This is a genomic window from Natronococcus sp. A-GB1, assembly GCF_029688845.1.
GTDB lineage: Archaea > Halobacteriota > Halobacteria > Halobacteriales > Natrialbaceae > Natronococcus.
Map to the genome: position 1 here is coordinate 164,077 of NZ_JARUKW010000010.1, position 14,958 is coordinate 179,034.

12 protein-coding genes and 2 pseudogenes are annotated in these 14,958 nt (G+C 59.2%); 7 read left to right on the plus strand and 7 right to left on the minus strand.

What is annotated here, in order from left to right:
- Positions 1–7: 7 nt before the first annotated feature.
- A complete protein-coding gene (locus QA600_RS13300; RefSeq protein ID WP_278292428.1) occupies positions 8–1,234 on the plus strand; it encodes a CbiX/SirB N-terminal domain-containing protein in 1,227 nt (408 codons plus the stop codon).
- A 69-nt stretch (positions 1,235–1,303) separates the two neighbouring features.
- The gene (locus tag QA600_RS13305) at positions 1,304–1,675 is read left to right on the plus strand and encodes a DUF3209 family protein (protein ID WP_278292429.1); all 372 of its coding nucleotides are present in this window, start codon (positions 1,304–1,306) and stop codon (positions 1,673–1,675) included.
- 484 nt (positions 1,676–2,159) lie between these two features.
- Here QA600_RS13305 and thiC read toward each other — a convergent pair whose 3' ends face one another.
- Positions 2,160–3,608 (minus strand): phosphomethylpyrimidine synthase ThiC, encoded by a 1,449-nt coding sequence (thiC, locus tag QA600_RS13310; RefSeq protein ID WP_278292430.1) that lies wholly within the window; start codon positions 3,606–3,608, stop codon positions 2,160–2,162.
- 390 nt (positions 3,609–3,998) lie between these two features.
- Between thiC and QA600_RS13315 the strand changes: the two genes are divergently transcribed.
- From QA600_RS13315 to QA600_RS13335, 5 genes and pseudogenes are all read left to right on the plus strand, one after another.
- On the plus strand, positions 3,999–4,925 hold the full coding sequence (locus QA600_RS13315) for a thiamine-phosphate synthase family protein (RefSeq protein ID WP_278292431.1): 927 nt from the start codon (positions 3,999–4,001) through the stop codon (positions 4,923–4,925).
- Positions 4,926–5,319: 394 nt separating this feature from the next.
- A complete protein-coding gene (gene proC, locus QA600_RS13320; protein WP_278292432.1) occupies positions 5,320–6,087 on the plus strand; it encodes a pyrroline-5-carboxylate reductase in 768 nt (255 codons plus the stop codon).
- The gene (proB, locus tag QA600_RS13325) at positions 6,080–6,943 is read left to right on the plus strand and encodes a glutamate 5-kinase (protein ID WP_278292434.1); all 864 of its coding nucleotides are present in this window, start codon (positions 6,080–6,082) and stop codon (positions 6,941–6,943) included. The genes proC and proB overlap by 8 nt, the downstream gene beginning before the upstream one ends.
- Entirely contained in the window at positions 6,940–8,271 is a 1,332-nt protein-coding gene (locus tag QA600_RS13330) for a glutamate-5-semialdehyde dehydrogenase (protein WP_278292435.1), read from the plus strand. Before proB ends, QA600_RS13330 begins: the two co-directional genes overlap by 4 nt.
- A 473-nt stretch (positions 8,272–8,744) precedes the next feature.
- Positions 8,745–9,369 (plus strand): annotated as a pseudogene (locus QA600_RS13335) (IS6 family transposase).
- Between the two features lie 100 nt (positions 9,370–9,469).
- On the opposite strand, the gene QA600_RS13340 reads toward QA600_RS13335, so the two are convergent.
- The 6 genes and pseudogenes from QA600_RS13340 to QA600_RS13365 all read right to left on the minus strand — a co-directional run.
- The gene (locus tag QA600_RS13340; RefSeq protein ID WP_278292436.1) at positions 9,470–9,814 is read right to left on the minus strand and encodes a HalOD1 output domain-containing protein; all 345 of its coding nucleotides are present in this window, start codon (positions 9,812–9,814) and stop codon (positions 9,470–9,472) included.
- Positions 9,807–10,244 (minus strand): helix-turn-helix domain-containing protein, encoded by a 438-nt coding sequence (locus QA600_RS13345; protein ID WP_278292437.1) that lies wholly within the window; start codon positions 10,242–10,244, stop codon positions 9,807–9,809. Before QA600_RS13345 ends, QA600_RS13340 begins: the two co-directional genes overlap by 8 nt.
- A gap of 605 nt (positions 10,245–10,849) precedes the next feature.
- Positions 10,850–11,617 (minus strand): N-acyl homoserine lactonase family protein, encoded by a 768-nt coding sequence (locus QA600_RS13350; protein ID WP_278292438.1) that lies wholly within the window; start codon positions 11,615–11,617, stop codon positions 10,850–10,852.
- 319 nt (positions 11,618–11,936) lie between these two features.
- Positions 11,937–12,251 (minus strand): annotated as a pseudogene (locus QA600_RS13355) (CocE/NonD family hydrolase C-terminal non-catalytic domain-containing protein).
- Positions 12,252–12,818: 567 nt separating this feature from the next.
- Positions 12,819–13,952, minus strand: a complete 1,134-nt coding sequence (locus QA600_RS13360) for an amidohydrolase family protein (RefSeq protein ID WP_278292439.1) — start codon at positions 13,950–13,952, stop codon at positions 12,819–12,821.
- 437 nt (positions 13,953–14,389) lie between these two features.
- Positions 14,390–14,958, minus strand: a 569-nt coding sequence (locus QA600_RS13365) for a protein adenylyltransferase SelO family protein (RefSeq protein ID WP_278292440.1), incomplete at its 5' end; no start/stop codon positions are given.

The following is a 14,958-nucleotide window of genomic DNA, read 5'->3' on the forward strand; positions in this document are numbered from 1 at the left end:
GACCAAGATGAGTACGCCAGACGACACCGCACCCACGGCGGCGTTCGACGACGAGGCGGTTTTGCTGGTCGGTCACGGCTCCCGCCGGGAGAAGTCGAACCAGCAAGTACGGGAGCTGGCCGCCGACCTCGAGTCGCAGCTCGGGATCCCAGTTGACGCCGCGTTCCTCGAGCTCGCGGCGCCGGCGATCGACGAGGCGTTCGCGGAACTCGCGACGCTCGTGTCCCGGGTGACGGTCGTCCACTGCTCGCTGTTCGCGGCGAGTCACGTCAAAAACGACGTGCCGCTGGCGATCGAGCGGGCGCGAGCGGCACACGACCTCGAGATCGACAACGGGGCACACCTGGGCATCCACCCGGCGATACTCGACCTATTGGACGACCGGGCTCGCGCGGCCGAGGCCGAGCTGGGCGTCGACCGGACGACGGACGACATCGCCGTCGTCCTCTGCGGGCGGGGCTCGAGCGATCCCGACGCGAACGGCGACGTCCACAAACTCGCCCGACTGCTGTACGAGGGGCGGGCGTTCGACCGCGCCGAAGCGACGTTCGTCGGCGTCACCGAACCCACGCTCGAGGACACCCTCCACGGGCTCTCGAAGCACCGCCCCGACGCCGCGGTCGTCCTGCCGTACATGCTCGGCGACGGCGTCCTCACGCAGCGCGTCCGGGACTGGACGAGCGAGTTCGACGACCAGTACCCGTACGTCGACGCGCTCGCTGGCGATCCCCTCGGGACGGACTCCCGGCTGCTCGACGTCCTCACAGATCGCTGGCAGGAGGCCAGGACGGAGAGCGTCGAGATGTCCTGTGATACGTGCAAGTACAAGGTCGATCTCGAGGGGTACGAGGAGGACGTCGGCGGCGCGCGGGCCATGCTGCGCGCGCTGGCCCACCAGGAGGCACACGCCGATCGGGACGACGTCGACGACGAGCCCCACAGCCACGACGCGCCGGAAAAACACGTCGCGGTCTGCACGAACCGGACCTGTGCCGACATGGGGTCGTCCGCGGTGCTCGAACGCATCCGTCAGGAGGCTCGCGACGCCGAGCACTGTGACGTCCGCATCACCCGGTCGTCGTGTCTGGGTCGCTGCGGCGACGGGCCGATGGTCGCGGTCTACCCCGACGGGATCTGGTACGGCGACGTCGCGGCCGAAGACGCCGATCGGATCGTGTCCGACCACCTGGAACGAGGGCGTCTCGTCAGCGATCTCGTCGATCAGACCCTGTAGAACACCTCTCGAACTCGGTACTGAATCACACTCGAACGAAACCGCCGAACCACCACACACCCACTACATATGAGCTGCTACGAAATCGAAGCGCTTCGACTCGGATTGATGACCGTCCTCGGCGTCGAGGACCAGCACGCCCGCGAGCACGCGGAGAAGGAACTCGAGGGCCACCTCGAGGGGCCTATCGAGGGACTCGCCGAAGCAGAGAGCCTCGCGGAGATCGAACGCCACCTCGACGCCGCGCTCGTCGACCTCGAGGAGACCGTCGCGTCGATGGACGTCGACGACCCGGAGTACGATTACACCCGAGGTCGGCTGCTGGCCGTTCGCGACGCCGAGCGTGCCGTTCGTCGGCTCCGAGTTCAGGGCGAGAGCCTCGTCGACGGTCTCGGCGACGCACACGATTTGCTCCACGAGACCTTCCCGACCGAGGGCTGAACGAGCCCCGCCAAACGAACTGGTCCGGGCACGCTCCGCTCGGGAGCCGACGACTGTAGACGCGCTCGAGCGGGGAACTCAGGTATTTTCGGTCGCTCCTTTCGCCGCGAGCGCAGCCGCTAAACAGCGTCGGCGAACGTGGTGTCGTTACTATCGACGGTGGTCCTGTCGTCGTCTCGAGTCGCTATGTGTCTCTCGGGTACGAATCTTAGAAAACTATCTTTGCTAAGATCCTTATCTAAGGCCCATCCTTGAGCAGATCCATCGGGTAGGCAGCTACAAAGTGGACCCCTTAGAACCGGTACGGTACAGCAGCGTGTTCGTGGGATCGAGGAGACAGGTTCCGAGTTGCCAAGAGATCATCGGACTACAGGGTCTGCGGTGCAGTCGCTGGGGAAGCGAGTTACTCATCCATCCAAAAGGAAGGAGATACTGCAGTTCGGGGATACCGTCAGCGACCGCTGCTGGCGTCGCCATCGAGACGCTAATCGTCCGCGTGAGACTCCTCTGGTGTGAAGGTCACCCCGTCGATTTCGATCTCGTCCGGGAGACGACTGGTATCGTGGACCCCGACTGGGGGGAGGTTCACGTCCGCCGCGGGAGACGAATCGAGATCGGTTTCGTCGCTGATCGTGGTCATCTCACCGTCGGTGGTTCGCGCATCCTGGTCGATTCGCATCGAGCAGAACTCGACGCCACACATCGAGCAAAACCGAGCGTCTTTGTAGTTGTCTCCCGGGAGCGTCTGATCGTGGGCGTTCTGCGCGCGTTCGGGATCGAGAGCGAGATCGAACTGTCGCTGCCAGTCGAACTCGTAGCGCGCTTCCGAGAGTGCGTCGTCCCAATCGCGTGCTCCGGGGTGATCGTTTGCAACGTCCGCAGCGTGGGCGGCAATTCGATACGCTGCGAGTCCGTCCCGAACGTCCGCTTTATCCGGGAGGCCCAGGTGTTCTTTCGGTGTGACGTAGCACAACATCGCAGCCCCGGCTCGAGCGGCTTCGGTCGCGCCGATTGCACTTGTGATGTGATCGTATCCCGGTGCGACGTCAGTGACCAGCGGACCGAGGACGTAGAACGGAGCCCCGTCACAGACCTCCTGCTGTCGTTCGACGTTGTCTACGATCTGATCCAGTGGAACGTGATCCGGTCCTTCAACCATCACCTGCACGCCGTGGTCCCGTGCCGTCCGTGTGAGTTCGCCGAGCGTTTCGAGTTCGGCGAACTGAGCTTCATCGCTCGCGTCCGCTAGACAGCCCGGCCGAAGGCCATCACCCAGCGAAAACGTCACGTCGTGCTCTGCGAAGATACTGCAGATTTCCTCGAACTCGGTGTAGAGGGGGTTCTGCATCCCGTTCTCTTCGATCCACTGGGCCAGAATAGAGCCACCTCTGGAAACGATACCGGTCTTGCGGTTATCCGTCAGCGGCAGATGCTCCATCAACACGCCCGCGTGGATCGTCATGTAATCGACCCCCTGCGTTGCTTGTTTCTCGATAATCTCGAGTAACAGCTCGCGGGTGATGTCCGCGGGATTCTTCGCGCGCTTGACTGCCTCGTAGATTGGAACCGTCCCGACTGGAACGGGTGAGTGTTCGATATTTGCCGTTCGAATTCGATCGAGGTTGTCACCCGTAGAAAGATCCATGACGGTGTCCGCTCCGTAGTGAACGGCTGTATGGAGCTTCTGCAGTTCCCCCTCGATACCACTGGTCGTGTCGCTATTGCCGATGTTCGCGTTGACTTTCGTCGAGAACTCTCGCCCGATAATCATCGGATCGAGGGAGTCGTGGCCGTGATTTGCCGGGATGACCGCCTGGCCGGTGGCAACCTGTTTTCTCACCGTCTCTGGCCTGCGGTTTTCTCGTTCAGCGACTCGTTCCATAGCGGCGGTAATCTCTCCTGCACGGGCCCGCTGCAGTTGTGTCTCTGGCATCGATTACCTAGTTATATCATCCATTAATATAGGTTGCGGAGCGATAGGTATGCTGACGATGAATTGATGGGCTATTGTGCTGTAGAACGCATAGTTGGAAGGATGAGCGGATGGGCCGACCGAACAGGATCTCGAGTAGAGCTCCGGGATATGTAGTGACTGGTACCCATCTGGATTCACGTGAATCCCTGTACTTCTGGTACAGCTCGAGACTCGAGTGCTGCTTCGAACAGGTCGTTCTCGCCGGAGAACCGGGAACACGATTTTCCGGTTGCTGTTTCGTCCGTGTACGTCGGCGTGTCTGCGGTCCTCGAGATCAGTAGCCGCCAGCTCATCGTCATCACCCCCAATCCGGCTGAGGCTTATGGTCGACCGCTGGGAAGGAAGTCTATGGGATTGGTGTTGCCACAGGAGATCGTCACCGAGCGGGTGTTACCGACACTCCGGACCGAGCTCGCGACGGCGTTGCTCGAGCGCGGGTGGACACAGCGAGCTGTCGCCGAGCAACTCGGCGTGACACAGGCGGCGGTGAGCGGGTACGCGAGCGGCAAGGGGACTGTAGACGAACGTCTCACCGACGACCCGCGATTCGGAGAAACCGTCGATCGACTCGTGGAAGGTTTCGACTCGGACGATCTCGACGAGTACGAGGCGATGGCGGAGATCATCGAGTTGATCCGGAGCTTCGAAGACAGGGGACCGATCTGTGCGATCCACGAAGCGGAGATGCCCGCACTCGAGGGACTGGGCTGTGATATCTGCGTACGGGGGGCAGACGACGCCGTCGCGGCCGACCGAGAGACGCTCGCGAACGTCCGTCGGGCGACTCGCATGCTTCAGACGTCGGATTCGATCGGAGCGTTCGTCCCGAACGCCGGAACCAACCTCGGGATGGCACGCCCCAATCCGATCGGTCCCGCCGACGTCGCTGCAATTCCGGGACGAATCCATTCCGTTCGTGGCCGAATCGAGGTTCCGGGCAATCCGGAGTTCGGCGCTTCGGAACACGTTTCACGGATGATCCTTGCAGCTAACGAGGTGGACCCAACAATCCGAGCAGCGTGTAACCTGCGGACGGACGATCGACTGCTGGAGGCTGCTCGCGAACGAGGATTCGAGACGTTCGCGTTCGATGCGGACTACGAGGATCGGACCGGACGACTCCGGTCGGCGTTCGAGACGCGTGCGACCGTTCCCCGCGTCGTCTACCACGAGGGGGCGTTCGGAATCGAACCGATCGCGTACGTTCTCGGCGAAAGCGCCGTGTCGGTCGTCGACGTCGTCGCCGATCTCGTCACCGCTGAAACTGAGCCCTGATTGGATGTGTACGCATCTCTCTCGATCGGAGTGACTGATCCAATCGGAGGACAGTATCGGACCCGATGTCGTCACCGCGACGAACTCGGTGGCCGGACGGTACGGTACCGAGCGAGCCCTCGGATCAACGTACTGCTCCGATCTCGGACGCGAGGAAGCTGGGTAACTTTCCGCGCCCCCGCGGACCCTTATCCTCTCGAGAGAGCTGGCAATCTCTTCTGTCTCCTCGTCATTCGAGTCTCGCCTACGAGATTCGCCACGTGGAAGGCTGGGAGTCGGATTTGGCCGCCAGTTACTGGCCGAACGTCGGGGAGGACGATTTTCGTCCCCAGCGGCTGACGTCGGACGGATACCAAAGTTTGTATGGGTATCTCGGTCCTTCGGAAGGATAACGATGGTACGGACGAGCGTTATTGGCTGTGGCAACATGGGTGGAGCCCTGATTGAGGGGCTCTCGAGCGCCGGCGGTCACACGGTGATCGCGTGCGACCCCGACCCTGACGCGCTGGAGGCGGTTGCCGAGTACGCGACACGGACTACCGCGGAGACCGCCGAGGCGACCGACGCCGACGTAGTTGCCGTCGCCGTCAAACCCGACATCGTCGGGATGGTGCTCGAGGAACTCGATCTCTCGCCCGAACAGACGCTGGTGTCGATCGCCGCGGGCGTGCCGACCGACTTTCTCGAAGTGCGAACCGATGCGAACGTGGTACGGCTCATGCCGAACTTGGCGGCCCGAACGAGGAACATGGCGGCGGCGGTCACCGGCGAGGAAATCCCCGACGACGTCAGGATACTGCTCGACGACGTCGGTGAGTACGTCGAAGTCGAGGAGGCGCAGATGGACGTCGCGACCGCGGTCAACGGCAGCGGCCCTGCATTCGTCTTCTACCTGATTCAGGCGATGACTAACGCCGGCGTGGCGGGCGGTCTCGACCCCGAAGACGCTCGGGTGTTAGCCGCCCAGACGTTCAAGGGAGCCGCCGAAACCGTCCTCCGTTCGGGCGAGGAACTCGACGTACTGATCGACGCTGTCTGCTCTCCGAAGGGGACGACTATCGAGGGGATGGAGGTGCTCCAGGACAGCGTCGCCGATGAGGCGGTCGCTGGGGCCGTCCAGGCAGCCGAAGAGCGCTCTGCAGAGTTGGCTACCGATGGTTGAGCCGGTCCCCGAGGCCGAGGTGACCGCGGCGAGACAACTCGGAGCCGACGCCGACCGCGTCGTCGTCAAAGCCGGGACCAACTCCCTCACCGACGAGGAGTCGAACCTGGACATGGAGAAACTCGACAAGCTCGTCGACGATCTCGAGGCCTTGCTCGAGCGGGACAAGGGGGTCATCCTCGTTTCCTCCGGAGCGATCGGCGCCGGCACCGGCCGGATCGACCAGCCTACCGGGACCGTCGAGGAGTCTCAGGCGTTGTCGACGGTCGGCCAGAGCCATCTCATGCACCGCTACACCGAGAGCTTCGCCCGCTACGACCGGAAGGTAGCCCAGCTGTTGCTCACTCAACACGACCTCGAGAACCCCGAGCGCTTTACGAACTTCCGCAACACCGTCGAGACGCTGCTCGAATGGGACGTAGTACCAATCATCAACGAGAACGACGCGGTCGCGACCGCCGAGATCCGGATCGGCGACAACGATATGCTCTCGACCTCGACTGCGATCGGCGTCGAGGCGGACCTGCTGGTAACGCTGACCGACGTCGGCGGCGTCTACACCGGCAACCCGAAGACCGACGGCGACGCGGAGCTAATCGAAGCAGTCGGAGAAAACTACGATTCGGTCGAGGAGATCGTCGCCGGCGGCACTGGCGAGGGCGTCGGTTTCGGCGGCATCGAGACGAAAGTCGCGGGTGCCCGTGACGTCAGTGAGTACGGCATTCCCGCGATAATCGCGAAGTCGTCCGAACCGAACGTCTTGGAGAAGATCGCCACCGCCAAATCCGTGGGAACCATATTCGTCCCCATCAATGGCGTGACCGACAGCCGAACCGAGACCCCATCCAAGCCATGACGAACACTGAAACCGAACGGAAGGTCGAAACAGCACAGACCGCAGCCTTACAGCTGGCACAGCTATCCGACGAGCAGCGACGCACAGCCCTGCTGGACGTCGCCGACGCGCTCGAGGCACGAACTGACGAGATTCTCGCAGCGAACGAGCGCGACGTCGAGGCCGCAGAGGAACTCCTCGCCGACGGCGAGTACAGCCAGGCGTTCGTCGACCGACTCACCCTCTCGGTGTCGAAAGTCGAGAGCATCGCCGAGATGGTCCGCAGCGTCGCCGACCAAGACGATCCCCTCGAGAAAACCCTCGAGGCGCGCCGGCTCGACGAGGGACTCGAGCTGTACAAGGTTGCCGTGCCGATCGGCGTCGTCGGCGCGGTCTTCGAGTCCCGCCCCGATGCACTCGTCCAGATCGCTGCGCTCGGACTCAAATCCGGTAACGCGGTGATTCTGAAAGGTGGCAGCGAGGCGCTACACTCGAACAGGGCGCTGTTCGAGATCATCACCGACGCCACAGCGGACATCCCCAACGGCTGGGCCCAGCAGATCGAAGCCCGGGAGGACGTCGATACCCTGCTCGAGATGGACGGCGCAGTCGACCTCCTGATGCCCCGCGGCAGCTCTTCGTTCGTCAGCTATATCCAGGACAACACGAGCATTCCCGTCCTCGGCCACACGGAAGGAGTCTGTCACGTCTACGTCGATGTCGACGCCAATCTCGAAATGGCCGAAGACATCGCCTACGACGCGAAAGTGCAGTATCCCGCCGTCTGCAACGCCGTCGAGACGTTGTTGGTCCACGAAGACGTTGCCGAGGCGTTTCTCCCGGCGATCGTCGAGCGCTACGAGGCCGCCGACGTCGAGGTCCGGGGCGACGAAGCTACCCGCGAGTTCGTCGACGTCGAGGCCGCGACCGACGCCGACTGGGACACCGAGTACGGCGATCTGATCGTCTCCGTCCGAGTGGTCGACTCACTCGGGGCCGCATGCGACCACATCACGAGCCACGGCTCGAAGCACACCGAATCGATCGTCACCGAGGACGCCGATCGCGCGGAGACGTTCATGCGTAGCCTCGACTCCGCAAGCGTCTTTCACAACGCCTCGACCCGGTTCGCCGACGGCTACCGGTACGGCCTCGGCGCCGAGGTCGGCATCTCCACGGGCAAGATCCACGCCCGCGGCCCAGTCGGCCTCGAGGGGTTGACAACCTACAAGTACCACCTCGAAGGCGACGGCCACCTCGTCGCCACCTACGCGGGCGAGGACGCGAAACCGTACCGTCACGAGGAGTTCGACGGAGAGTGGACGCCTGGTCGACTCGCTGGAGAGTAAAGTTCGGGTTCTCTCGTCGGTCTTTCCAGCGGACAGACCCGTTAGAGCCCGCTCCGCACTCTCAGACCTGTTACTGGAGCGTGTAAGAGACAGTGAGGAGACCTGGGCGAAGAATGACAAGATCTATACGGAAGGCGTAAAACGTCAGCTCCAGGCCGAACTCAAGGGGCAAGCGGTTGCCAATCGGCCATAGGCTCTCGACTGCGATGATACATCAACCAGTGCGACACTAACTACGAAGGAAATCAACGGGAACCAATGCTACAGGCATGGTGGAGGGAGAGCAAATCAAATCGGAGCACATTGACCAATTGATCGAAAAGGCACTGTTTAGTTGAGCCAGTTTGAGACACGAGCAGGTCGTTGAGTCCGTTGGATCAAATGATCGCAGACCTGCTCAGCGAGAGCGACGACGCGGATTTAGAAGAATCTTGGAGGAATGAGCGACGGCGACGTTCACAAGAGCAAAGCTCTTGTGCAGCCCATCAGAACGCTCTGCGTTCTGAGGACGCCAATCAGAGCGTTCACCGTCCGCCTTCATCAGACCGGTTGTTCGATTCGAGAGACAATAACGATCCTCCCAGAGTTAGGCGTTGAACACTTTTACAGAGCGGTCTGGAATTGGGTACGCCGGCTGTCCGACAGCGGACGCGACCCGCTTCGGCTTCGCCTCAGGCGGGCCGCTGTCGACGAAACCGCTGTCAAAACCGACGGAGAGTGGTCTTGGTTGTACGCTGCAATAGACATCAACATAGAGTTCATTCTCGACGTCGTGTTGTTCGGCCGGCACGGGGCCGATCCGACAGCTGCGTTTCTGCATGGACTCCGCGAGAAACACGATCTCTCCGAAGCTGAGTCTCCTGTCGATCAACCTGACTACCGGGCTGCCGTCTCTCGGTTAGGGTTGACCGACCGGGTGAACTATACCCACCGAAACCCCATCGGAAAGTGGGTTCACACCCTCAAATACGGTCGACCATGTCCACAATTCGCGCGTTAACAGTCGGACAAACGCACGCGAAAGGATTGAGTACTCGCGCATTATTATAACCGTCAGAGACCGCATCAATCGATCGACGAAAAACGCCGGCTGGGTGAGTGCTGAACTAGACAGTGTCGCGGTGAAGGTGCCGTAGAACTGTCCACGAGAGCGGATTTCGCCCGGTGACTCATAGAATTAACTAGTATGTGCGTATGCTTACTTCTCGCTGGCCGACCGGACGGACACCCAGCCGTCACTTCTGACTGTGATGTCGTGCCCGCGGTAGCTGAAGGTGATCGCCCCGGTTCCAGTGTGATTCTGACGCCGGCGCGCCGGACCGAACAGCGCTTCTTCGACCGCGACCGCATCGACGTAGTCGTACAGCGGTGGCGTTTTGACCTCGACGGGATCGACTCCTTCGGCATCAGCGACAGCAAAGATAATTGTCGTCGTCAGATCGTGGTGCGCGTCGTGATCGTAGTGTGCTTGAGCGTCTGCAAGCGGACGATCACCGTCGTCGGTAGTCTGGATATCAAGAGTACTGTCTCGACGTTCACTCATTGTATTCCCTCCCCGCGTGCGACTCCTGACCGCTATCGGTACTTCCCCCGAATCCAGCCAACGACTTCAGAATTTGGTCAGCGTGCTCACCCTTTGAGATGATCTCACTCTCGCGGTCAAAGGCGATAACGTCGTGGTCAACCAACTTTGGGACGTGGGCGTGCATGAGCGAGACGTGGACCTTGTCCCGTTCGTCCGCTGTCACTGTCTCCTCGGAGATGTCTCCTTCCCACGCTGCGATCTTTGTGGCGAGTTCGCGAAGCGACCACTGCGGCTGTTCAGCGAGGGTATAGAGGAGGTACCGACGCCGTGGGTGTGAGAGAACAAGAAATTGGGTATCCATCTCGAGGAGAAGCTCAGAGAACATCGGCTTTTGCTGCGTCTCGTCAGCAGCTGAATCGCTGTCGTTTTCGTCGAGATCGTTGCTCATGCGAATGGATACCGATCCCAGTTGGTTAACTCATTCGTCGCATGAAATCGGGCCAATAGGACCCTGAAAGCTGTCTTTCAGGAGAACTGGCCGTTCATAGCGAGCCCGTTCTGTGTTCGACGTTACCGTCCACCTAAGCTGACTGCCGAAGTACTTGCCACGAGAGACAACACAGAGTGTCGTTTGAGTTACCTGTACAGAGCGAATGGGTCTCAGTCACCAGAGTGCTTCCGTAACCAACGGCGGACACAGTAGAGTGGTTTCAGTTGGTTAACCACGCCCAGTAGTAGATCAGAGAGAGAACGAGACTCAGTTGCTCTGGAGTTGTGTAAGAGGGTGGCTGCTGGTCGAGCGATGGCTCGATCTGAAGGAGCTGGCTGTTTTCGGTGAGCTCTGCCGCTGTGAGTGCAGCTACTATATCCCACCCAGTTCGTTCTCGGAGTTGGCACAGTTACTCGAGCATTCACTGTCGACTGCGTCGACGTGACGTTTCGTGGCGCCTGCCGGTCAAAAATTATGATGTTTGTCAGTGGCCGCGTGACTAGACCTTTGGAGAGTGTTTAGTCTCGGTCGAACATCCGCTATCGAGGGTGATTGCCGATGAATCAGTCCTCCAAACGGCTGAGATCCTCTGCATCGTGGTGGATAACTGTGAATGCATCACGAGAGTTCGCTTCCGCCTTCAGGCGGCGTAGTGATTCCATCGACTTCTCAGTTGACCAGCTGAACGGGGCGACAAGTCCTTCTTCATATCCCGCTCGGAGATTAGCGGCGTCGGCAACGAAGTACACGGTTTCATCATCAAGTTTGACTTTTAGAGACTGATGACCGGGCGTATGTCCCGGAGTGGGAATAATTTCAATGCTCCCATCTCCGAGAAGATCCGTCCGACAAGTGACCTCCGTCACAGTGCCGGAGGAATCGCGAAGTGGAGTAAGATCGGAATCAATATAGAACGCTGTCTGAGGTGGATCAGGCCACCACGCGTACCGGAGTTCATCGATATGTATGTGAAGGTTTGCATCCTCGAATTGATCAATATTACCCGCGTGATCCGTGTGAAGGTGGGATAGCACAACGTGGTCAACATCAGACGTATCGTATCCGAGATCATCGATCTGCTCTGCCGGCGTTGCTTTTGGTTCGATTGCCGGTGCAAACTCCTCGAGTTGGGGGGCTCCGTACTCGGTGGGGTTGGCAACAAGATCGTGGCTAAGGCCGGTGTCGAAGAGGATGAGTGAGTCGGGATGTTCGATCAGGTAGGCTGGACATTTCGCAGCAATTAGGTCATCCCCTCCCATCTGCATCATCATCCCCTCAGGCATCTGCCAATCGGCTGTATTCAAAACGTGAACCGTGTTTGCGGCTGTCATGGAACAAGATAACGAGGGCAGTACGTATTAATTTGACTTCGATGCTAAACGAGGGAGAACAGCTGTTGACACCGGAGTTAGGCGGCGGGGAGGATGTAACCTGTAGCTGGGCCAAAGCCGATGAACGAAGCTGTTGTTCACTCCGGTTATGCTACCTTTCCATTGCCAACCAAGGAACAGGAGTGTTGGATCGCTCGACCTCGTGATGGTTTGGGGTCAACTCGAGAGCGCTGCCTCGAACGCCGACTCGCCGACAACGACCGGAAGCCGAACCGAACTTCGGTCGAGGTCGAGTGAGTTCGACGCGAGTTTCCGGCGGCTACATCATTCCCTTCCCTGGATCCGTCGAGACCAACACGATTCCGAGGCGAGTTCCCGCGCCGAACACGCGATCGGTCGCTTGCAGGTCGAACTCGAGGCGGTACGGACGGCCGGGGGATACAGAGCAAACGTTTCACTTGATGACTTTCTGTTCTGAATTCATCCATCCGCAATTGATGATCTCGGCGCTGCCGTCTTCGTCGTACGCAACGAGCGTAGCGGAAACGTTCGCGGCGGGTCCGTCGAATGATAGCGTCAGTTCAGGGAAGGCGGTTCCGCTAACGCGAACATCCTCTTCGAGCGGGTCGATCACGTAGCGCAGCCGATGTCAGCTACTTCGTCCGACTTTGATATAAGTGCCAAGCTATTTGAATACAATAGGATTCGTTCCCCTCAGTTCCAGTGACCGCCCCTTCCGAGGCATCAGGGGTAGCGTGGATTGCAGACTCCTTCATTTCCCTCGTAGATAGTTTCTCGCTGCCGTGAGAAGAGCGTACGGAGATCCTCAATATCGAACAGCCCAGTTCTTACCGAGATCCTTCTCGAGGCCATCGACAAAGCCGCTCCTTGAGAAGAGTGCAAACTGTTCGTTCCGGCTGAGTGAATCCCCTCGAACGTTCTCGGCCTTTAGCGAACGTCTGCGAGTGCAGCAGCTCGATCGATGAGTCGGTGTGGTGCCCGAAACTGAACGCACTTCTTGTCGCTGCTCATTGTGTGTACAATGTGATCCCGACTAGGATTGTCTGTCGAAACAACAGGGTCGTGGCGTTTGGTGGCCGTCTGAAACGACAACGCCAGCCGATACCCATTCTGGTCGACACGGATGAGAGCGAGTACGTTGAATCGGCCACGGTAGGTCCGAATCGTCCGTACCGAGATATTAGCGAAGCAGGCTCTCGATGTTTCGATACCGAATATTCGCCCACGCTTCGAGCTCGAGATCAAACTGTTCGAACAGGGCAAAGTGTGGAATCTGGTGGCCGGGAAAGAGATAGTCGGTCCCAAAGACGAGTTGATCGTGGTGCAATTCGAGGAATGCCTGTCCGTACGCTTCGTCGCGGATGAGCGCGTTCCATCCCCCAAGCGTAGAGATGTCACCGTAGATGTTGTCGTACTCCGTGAGCAAGTCCCAGACACGGCCGGGAGCTTCGATCGGTCCCTCTGGGATCCGCCCGAGATCCTGCGGCCCGACGTCTACAGACATATGCGACCACCACCCGTGGGCGTGTGCGACGAAATCGGTCTCGGGATACGACGCCAGTACGTCCTCAAGCCGCGGGAGACCAACCTCGTCCCGCATCATCTGCCGATCAGTATGAAAAAGGATCGGCAACTCGTAGGCCGCACAGAGCTCATATAGCGGTTCGAGGCGATCGTCGTCGATATCCATCTCGATTTTGAGCTCGCCGAACCCACGAGCACCGCGGTCGATATAGTGCTCGAGGCGGTCGGCGGCAGCGTCCGTTCCGTCACTGTCTCGCGGATCGACCGTACAGAAGGGAACAAGCCGATCGGGATACGAATCGACCTCGTCGAGGACCCACCCGCTCGGCGCCTGAACCGGGTATGCTTCGGGAGCATCGAACGCAAGGACGACCGCTCGATCAATGCTGTTGGTATCCATCCAGCTGACGAGCTGCTCGGCGAAGAGAGGGTCACGACCTCGAGCTTCCGTCGGGATAACGTGCGTATGTGCGTCGAACAGCAGGAGGTCATCGATGGTTTCCGGCTCGTCTTCCTCCGGTTCGTCTTCGGTGCTCTCTGTGCCAGTCTTGGCGACCTCCGTGTCGTCGGACGTTTCATCGATTGGCTCCGAAGCTTCGGACTTTGATGTCGATCCGTCGGAACCGGTAGACGTGCACCCAGCAGTGGCCGTAGAGAGCCCGACACCTGTTATCGCGAGATATCGCCGGCGCGTCGTGGGCAATTCTGAGTATAGTGAGTCGCCAGTATCTGATCCAGCCGACTCGGAGTTGGAGGATAAATCGCCGGAGGATGGGGACGAACGAGGCATAATCTGTAGCCCTACGAAGCAGCGTATATTATTAACGCGTGTAGAAGGTTCTTAATTTACGTTCGTTCTGGTGGCCGATCCCCGTTACGGAATACAGTGCTGTTATCGTCTGTCTTTTATGTGATACTGAGACCGTAAGCCTACGCTTACAGGGGATTTGACTGTGCTCTGAGAGGCTTAGGGCGCGTGTCTTGCATTTGCGAATGCTGCTCTCTCGATCGGCAATGCCTAGCGGTCCGTCGACAGCGACCACCGCTCGCTTGATGATAGCGTCCCAGCCTGAACAATGGAGAATACTCCAACCCGAGCGGAGCCTCATACTCCTCACGGAGCTACGGACATATAATTTTTACTGATAGTTTACGATGGTATCGAGGAGATGGAGAACCGCTTGGGCAGCTAAAATCAATGGCTGTGGTTATTTTGGTAATATCCACTCAAGTATTACAGTACGTTGTATACTCTGCATCGAATTCTCGTAGCGGTGGTTGCTGGAATTGTGAATCCATATCCTTCGATGTATAGGGGGCTTCCAACACAGTCAATAACCCCTTGAATCTGGATAGATCTCCCGTTTCGAGATACTCATCCAGTGCCTCTTCAACTATATAGTTGCGTGGGATGTACCGTGGGTTGGCTTCCTGCATCAACTCCTCATCTAGGCCGACAGCAGCCAATTTCTTCCGAAGCTGTTCGAATTCTGTAGTTGCAAACACTGGGTCATCAAACGTACCAGGCATCTCTAATTCGAGGAACGTATTGGTGTAGTCTGCGTTCGATTTGCGAAGCCATTCCAGGAATTCATCGACGAGTTCTTGCTCGCCATCTGTGTTGATCCCCAGTTTCTTCCGCATCATTCTGTAGTATTGCGCATTAAATCGATCCTCAAATTCGTTTAGTTTGATTTCGAGCTCATCATACGTGAGGGCTGATTGTGTACACAGCGGTTGGAGTGCCTCTGCAAGCCGCTCAAGATTCCACCGCAAGATGGGCCGCTGGTTTCCGA